The organism is Myxacorys sp., from assembly GCF_059501405.1.
The window spans coordinates 1-3,378 of record NZ_JCACCM010000037.1 but is presented as its reverse complement, the minus strand read 5'-3'; the positions used below and the strand labels follow the sequence as shown (position 1 = coordinate 3,378).

The following is a 3,378-nucleotide window of genomic DNA, read 5'->3' as shown; positions in this document are numbered from 1 at the left end:
AAATCTCCTCAAGCTCAGCTAACCAGCTTTTAGATTCTCTTTATAAATTAGCTCTCAGTTTGACAATCAAGCGGCTGAATTATTCATTAAATGTGCGGCGCTCATCGCATGACCAGCATTGCAAAACCCGATAGCTACAAGGTTAAAGGATAATCTCAAGCCTCTCCAACTTCAACCTGTCTCTTTTTTGAATCATGCACCAAAGCCGTTTTTGGGCAAAGATTGGATTGGCTACCTCAGTGCTGAACCTAAGCAACGATTCCGCATCCGCATTCGCGAATCGAAACTGCTTAAGGCTAGCGCTAAAACATTCAAAGCTGCTGTAGTGTTTGCACACCTGCAACCGCATCAAACCCAAATACTCAAGCATCGCCGCTGCTTGTGGGGGCACTGGTTGTTTATCGCGGGACTCCGCCTCGAAGACGGGTAATTGCTGATTGTTGCCACTTCGGATGCTCCCCAAACAGCAATTTCGGATTATGCGGCGCGGTGGGGCATCGAAACGCTATTTGGCATTCTCAAGGCTCGTGGCTTTTGTCTTGAATCCACTCACATCCGCGATACTAAACGGTTGGAAAAGTTAATTGCGTTGCTGACCTTAGCCTTGTGCTGGGCGCATCGCATCGGTGAGTGGATGGTTGAGCAAAAACCCATTACCTACCAAGCTCGTTGTTACCCCCTGAACCTATTGACTCCATTCGTCCCAGGCTGCCTTTGCCACCTTTGCAATCACCTCTTCACGAGTCGCATTGTTAGCTCTGGAATCTGAAACAAACACTGCGATCGCCAAGTGTCGCCCGTTCGGAAGCGACACAAGTCCCACATCATTGGTTGCAGCCGTTATCCCATCGACAGTACGCGATGTACCAGTCTTGTGCGCTACGACCGTTCCATCTGGCAATAGTCCTTTAATGCGCTTTGGACCTGTCGTTGTCTCTATCATCCATTGCAGCAATAAGGCTTGACTGGATTTTGAAAGCCCTTCACCCTCATGAAGGGCACGTAGCAAATTAACGGCAGCATCAGGCGTTGCATAGTTGCGATACTGCAATGTGGAATCTTGCCCTTGCTGCTCATTCTCTGTATTTGCCACAATAATGTCATTCACACCGAGACTCCGCAAGTATTCCATAACAACCTCTGGTCCACCAATTAACCGCAGCAGCCTATCACAAGCCGTACTATCACTTTTAGAAACCATGTACTGCAAAAGTTCAGACAGGCTAAATTCCATTCCTTGCGAATTCTCATCCAGAATCTGGCTGTCCTGAACGATATCGCTTGCCTCAACGTGAACTTTCTGGTCTAACTGTAGTTTCCCTTGATCAACTTGAGCCAGAACAGCCATCGCAATGGGAAACTTGTAAACGCTTTGCATCGGAAATCGCTGCCCCCCACTCAGAGACACTGACTCTCCGGTTTCTAACACTGTAGCTGTACCCCCAACCTGTCCCTGAGCAGCTTGAGAGATTTGTTCAATGCGATCGCGTAGCTCATTTTTGTTATTCGTATTAGATGCTACGACCTCTTGTGATGCATTTGTTTGATTGTCTTGGGTGGTTGCTCTACTGCTGGAGTTGTTCCTCATACAACCAACAATCAGTAAGGACAAACAAAATACGCAAAGCCACACATTTTTCATTATTGCTTGCATCATAAAACTTGAATTGGAACTGCGAACAGCCTAGAGCTACACTCGGTAGTTATCAGATTTCGGAATTCGAGAAATTTTCATCTCTCAATAAAATATAGGTTTCAGTTCAATCGACGAGATACAAACCAGAACGTTAGCAACGAGGAGCCGACAAGTGCAACAAAATCAACGATGATGCGTTGCGTCATGGGCTGTAGCAGAACTTGTTTTAGGGCTGATGCAGCATAGGTGGCAGGGCTAAAATAGCCTACGAGTTGCAATATCTCCGGTAAACGGCTAGCAGGTAACAGAACAGGTCCAATAAAGAGTGCGAGCATCGTTACCAGAAGCGTTAATCCGCCTCCCACTTCTGGAGTTGGGGAATTTGTACCGATCGCTGCCCCAATTCCAGCTAATGGTAGAACACACAACGGAACTACCAGCAGAATTAATGGATGAAGCATTAGTGGTATGTGCAGAAACCATATGCCAAAAAGAATTGTCACGAGTAAGGAGGGAAACGATAGCACAAAGAATGCGGCTACAACTGCAACAATGAGCAGCGATCGCTGAATTGGTAATGTCGCGTAATAATCTAAAGTACCAGAGAAACGCATGTAACAAAACCGAGACGATACATTCCCTAAGTTGCCAAACATGAGGGACATGACCAAGCTTCCAGCAAGAATCGCATGGAGAGCTTCAGGATCATTTTTGGAGGCAAAGCTTCCTAACGCAATGATGCTCAAGATTGGACTAATTGTTGCAGTGAGCATCATCACCTGCCAGGACCAACGCCAATTGCTTAACTCCATGCAGAGTAGGTCAAATAGTTGCAGGGGTAGAGACAGGGGTTTACGCTTGAGTTGCATAGTGCAGATACAAGTCCTCTAAGGTAGCAGAATACAAGCGAAAATCGTCAATTTGAGTCAGGTTAAGACAATTGAGGGTTGGCTCGACTTGATGCCACTCCAGAAAAACGCGCCAATGACCCGGAGAGCGGCGATCGCAGGCTAGTTCTTGGGGTAAGACGGGAGGATTGTCCGCCTCAAAGAATAGTTCCAGGCGCAGCATTCGATCCACTTGTCGCTTCAAGTCACTGGGACGGCCAATCGCTACTAGCTTTCCTGCTTGCAAAATTCCAACTCGCTCAATGGCCTTTTCTGCTTCGATCGCGTCATGAGTGATGAGGATAATTGTCACTCCCTGTTCTCGGTTTAGGTGTCGCAGGTTATCCCATACCAACTTTCGCCGTTGAGGATCCAAATCATTGGTTGGTTCATCTAGAATTAGCACTGGGGGAGAACCTGCCATTGCGACAGCTAACCGCAGTAACCGCAGTTGCCCACCTGAAAGCTGAACCACAGGCTGATCATGCCACTCAGTCATTTTCCATTGGTGGAGCAAGCGATCGGATTCCTGCCGTGCTTCTCGCCGACTCATTCCTCGCAGGTGGGCGGTAAAATACAAACTTTCCGCGATCGTTAAATTCTTTACAGCACCAGTCTCTTGAGGCATATAGCCCACATTCATTTGCACAATTTGAGGAATGGTGGTGATATTCCTGCCCAAAAAATTGATTGTTCCGGCACTGCTGGTTAACAAATTCACCATCTGTCGTACCAAAGTACTTTTTCCCGCACCGTTGTCCCCCAAAATGCCGAGAATCTCGCCTTGCTCAATTTGCAAGCTAATGTGATCATTGGCAGGTTTAGATTGCCCTGGATAGACCTTAACGAGATTTT

General features: G+C 47.1%; 5 protein-coding genes. 2 read left to right on the top strand and 3 right to left on the bottom strand.

Going from position 1 to position 3,378, the window contains the following annotated elements; genetic code table 11:
* Window positions 1-187: 187 nt before the first annotated feature.
* Window positions 188-430, top strand: coding sequence for a hypothetical protein (locus AC5I6P_RS03340; RefSeq protein ID WP_495692344.1), 243 nt, complete (start codon window positions 188-190; stop codon window positions 428-430).
* A complete protein-coding gene (locus AC5I6P_RS03335) occupies window positions 431-769 on the top strand; it encodes a transposase (protein ID WP_495692343.1) in 339 nt (112 codons plus the stop codon).
* Here the strand turns inward: AC5I6P_RS03335 and bla are convergent.
* From bla to AC5I6P_RS03320, 3 genes are all read right to left on the bottom strand, one after another.
* Window positions 686-1,588 carry a class A beta-lactamase gene (bla, locus tag AC5I6P_RS03330; RefSeq protein ID WP_495692342.1) on the bottom strand — a complete coding sequence of 301 codons (903 nt, stop codon included), beginning with the start codon at window positions 1,586-1,588 and terminating at the stop codon, window positions 686-688. The two genes, AC5I6P_RS03335 and bla, sit on opposite strands and share 84 nt — an antisense overlap.
* A gap of 167 nt (window positions 1,589-1,755) precedes the next feature.
* Window positions 1,756-2,505: an ABC transporter permease gene (locus tag AC5I6P_RS03325; RefSeq protein WP_495692341.1), complete on the bottom strand. Its 750-nt coding sequence runs from the start codon at window positions 2,503-2,505 to the stop codon at window positions 1,756-1,758.
* A partial coding sequence (locus AC5I6P_RS03320) for an ABC transporter ATP-binding protein (RefSeq protein WP_495692340.1) occupies window positions 2,489-3,378 on the bottom strand: 890 nt, incomplete at its 5' end. The genes AC5I6P_RS03320 and AC5I6P_RS03325, both read right to left, overlap by 17 nt.